Source organism: bacterium (assembly GCA_022616075.1).
Taxonomy (GTDB): Bacteria; Acidobacteriota; HRBIN11; order JAKEFK01; family JAKEFK01; genus JAKEFK01.
The window spans coordinates 1-3,373 of sequence record JAKEFK010000346.1; the positions used below are offsets into that span (position 1 = coordinate 1).

The following is a 3,373-nucleotide window of genomic DNA, read 5'->3' on the forward strand; positions in this document are numbered from 1 at the left end:
CTGCGGTTCGGAGTTCCTTTGTTCGATATTCTGCGGTTTAATATCCTTTTGCGAAAATCCTTCTAAAAAAACAAGAAGTTCAACGTCAGTAGTACAACAACAGATTTCAGGAGCGTGTGCCGCGCCCTGCGCCATCTACCTCGGGCCGGGTTCTGTGAACAATATTTTTTGGAACAATTTTTTTGAACAAAATTTCGAGCTGCAATTCTTAGAGACAAACCGAAATCGTACATTTGTCGTTGATGAAAGTGGCGAGCAAAACGTGATCCGTTCTGACTTTCAAAAAATCAACCGCTGAAGAGCTAAGCCTTTTTCACCATCCGGCGCAGGCATTTGAGATTGATCACATCCTCCGCCAGGTCCTTTCCTTTTGGTGTTTCGAGAACTTTTGGAACGGACACGAAACGGGAGTCGTTGAGCAGGCATCGAAATGCCATTTTGCCGATCCGGCCTTTACCAATATGCTCATGTCTGTCCACTCGTGAGCCAAGCTCTTTCTTGGAATCGTTTAAGTGAAACGCGAAGATCGATGAAAGAGGAACGTGATTCAACAGACTTTTGAAAGTATGCGCGTATGTTTTTTCCGTGCGGATATCGTAACCGGCGGCAAAAAGATGACATGTGTCGATGCAGAATCCTAATTTGTTTTGATCGTTCACGTGGGTCCATAGATAAGCAAGGTGCTCGAATTTGCAGCCGACACAGGAGCCCTGACCCGCGGTATTCTCAATCACAATCTTGCATTTCGCCTTCGATGTTGCGTCAATCACTTGATTGATCGCAGCAACCACGCGGATCAGTCCTTCGTCTTCCCCTTTGCCCATGTGCGCGCCCGGATGCAGCACAACGAAGGGAAGTCCCAGACTGTCGGCACGTAAGACTTCTGTGATGAGTGCCGCAATTGATTTTTCATAGAACTCATTGCCGGCAGCAAGATTGATCAGATAACTGCAATGCGCAAAAACAGGACGGATGGAATGCTGAGTTAGAGTCCTTTGAAACTGTCTGATCTCTTCGTCCAGCAGATCGCGGGCGGCCCATCGCGTATTGTTCCTGGTGAAAATTTGAATCGTGGTGCAACCGATCGAATGACCTCGTTCCAGCGCGCGATGCAATCCGCCTTCGATAGACATATGAGCGCCAAGCAAAAGCGTATTTTTCATTGGATTTTGGATCGCTTACTATGCGCTGACTGCGCAGTTTTTCTTCAGGTAGGGTCCGAGCCCTTTTCGGGCTTCTGCAAGCACCATTTCTTCAATGCTTTGCAGATTCCCGGATAATCGGATGCCGGATGCGTGGCTGTGTCCGCCTCCGCCAAACAGAAGCGCTATTTTATTAGAATGAAATTCCCCTTTGCTTCGCAAACTGATTTTCACATCGTCCGGCGCGACTTCGGCAAACAGGATCGATAGCAAAACGGAGCGGCAATTTCGCGGCATATCCACAAAGCCCTCCAGATCGTCCGGAGTCATTCCATTTTCCTGGAGCATCGTGTGAGAAACAGTCACGTACGCCAGCCGCTGATCGCAATCAAACTGCAAGCTCCCGAGCACCTTGCCGAGAAATTTGAGCCTTTCGGGAGTGTGGTTCTGATACAGACTCTCATACAGCGTACGCGGACAGATCCCGTAGCTTAAAAGTGCGGAAACGATCTGATGAGTGCGCGCGTTGGTGTTGGAAAATGTGAAAGCTCCCGTGTCGGCCAGGATCGAAACATAGATCGATTCTGCAATCTGTTTCGTTAAGGGAATGTCAAGATAATTCAGGAGATCGAAAATAATTTCCGCGCTGGCGCAAGCATTGACATTTACAAGATGGTAATCCGAAAATCCTCCTGTATACGGATGATGATCGATACAGACTTTGGGTTTGCCGCAGTAGCGAAGCGGATCGGCAAGCAATCCCAGACGTTCCCACCTGCTGATGTCCACAATGAAGACTGCGTCAAAAGCGCAATTCGCCAGTGCTTCATCCTTGTTGTACTCCTGGACTCTTTTTTCCGGATCCAGAAAGGAGAAATGTCTGGAAATACCCGTTGGGTTCACAATCACCACTTCTTTGTTCAGGGCGCGCAGTCCTTCCGCCAGCGCGATCTCCGAGCCTAGAGCATCCGGGTCGGCATTGACGTGAGTTGTGATGAGAAATCGCCCGTTATTCTGCACAATTTCACGGATCGATTCCCAATCTTTGGAAAAGGACATATCAAGCGTCAAAGACATGGCAGGAAGGGCTCCCAAAAATATCTGATTAATATAGCGAGAGGTACCCCAAAAAGCAAACGAAACAAAGTAGTGCGGGCGTCCCGCCTGGCGTCCCGCCGGCACTATTACAACGCAGCTTTCAGCTGCGAAATCTCCGAACGAAACACAGGGATTTGAGCCATGCTGAGGGTTTCCGTCTTTGCTGAAAGGGCTCTTTCTACGTGCCAGTAGCAAAAAGCAAGCCTGGTTATGGCTCTCAAGTATTTCCTTCGCGCTTGAAATTTCTTCCAGCTGTTCGCCGAAATCAGCCAATGGATTCTGCTGGTTAACGAACCGGCGAGATCAATCTCTTCACGCGAGAGCAGGCCGCCCTGTTCCACTGCCAGAACTCGTTTGATGATTCTTTTCTCGCGTCTTGCGATCAAGAGTATGAAAAGAATGAATGCCAAAAACATGGGCACCCAAACGACGAAGTAGACAACGAAGAACGCGCTCCCCATGGCAGACGCCGACAAATTCCAGAGAGCGTGAAGCATCATTGCTCCAAAAAAACCCAGGATGGGAGCTCCAAACTGGATGAGTTTGTTGTGCGATTCACGCGACAATCCGCATCCGATTCCTGTCATCGATGTGAAGAACGAGTGGATGAACGGTGAAAGTACACCACGCAAAAATCCGATAAACAGCAATGCGCTCGGACCGTCTTTGACAAAAGTCCCGCCATAGTAAAGGATGTTTTCCACTGTTGCGAAACCCAGACCAACAACTCCGGCATATACGATGCCGTCCAGGACACCATCAAATTCCTTTCGCAGGAAAAGAGCGATCAAGACCACGCCACTCCCTTTTGTCAATTCTTCAATGAAGGGCGCGGAGATAATTGCTGATAATGTTTGTCCCGCTGGTTCTCCCATGAATGTGGCCGCAACCGAGCCGAAAATCGTGTTGACGATAAACGAGATGAAAATGCAGATCAATCCTCCCCATGCAAAAGCGGTTGCGATCGCCCATGGTGGTTCCGGATCGTAACGGTCCATCCACAAATACAGGAACAGGTAAAACGGAGCGGGAAGAAAAGCCATAAAACTTCCCACGAACGCGCCTTCAATGCCAAGATTTGCAAGCATCAAAATCATGACAATGAAAATCATGATTCCGGTTCCGATCAGCGC

General features: G+C 48.8%; 3 protein-coding genes. All 3 read right to left on the reverse strand.

Going from position 1 to position 3,373, the window contains the following annotated elements; genetic code table 11:
* Positions 1 to 302: 302 nt before the first annotated feature.
* A complete protein-coding gene (locus L0156_26915) occupies positions 303 to 1,163 on the reverse strand; it encodes a deoxyribonuclease IV (protein ID MCI0606632.1) in 861 nt (286 codons plus the stop codon).
* 18 nt (positions 1,164 to 1,181) lie between these two features.
* Positions 1,182 to 2,219, reverse strand: coding sequence for a bifunctional oligoribonuclease/PAP phosphatase NrnA (locus L0156_26920; GenBank protein MCI0606633.1), 1,038 nt, complete (start codon positions 2,217 to 2,219; stop codon positions 1,182 to 1,184).
* 107 nt (positions 2,220 to 2,326) lie between these two features.
* The coding region (locus tag L0156_26925; GenBank protein ID MCI0606634.1) for a PrsW family intramembrane metalloprotease at positions 2,327 to 3,373 on the reverse strand (1,047 nt) is incomplete at its 5' end.

Bases quoted from the DNA above. Each gene is read 5' to 3' on its own strand.
- L0156_26915 (MCI0606632.1), bottom strand. From the start codon at position 1,163: ATGAAAAATACGCTTTTGCTTGGCGCTCATATGTCTATCGAAGGCGGA.
- L0156_26920 (MCI0606633.1), bottom strand. From the start codon at position 2,219: ATGTCTTTGACGCTTGATATGTCCTTTTCCAAAGATTGGGAATCGATC.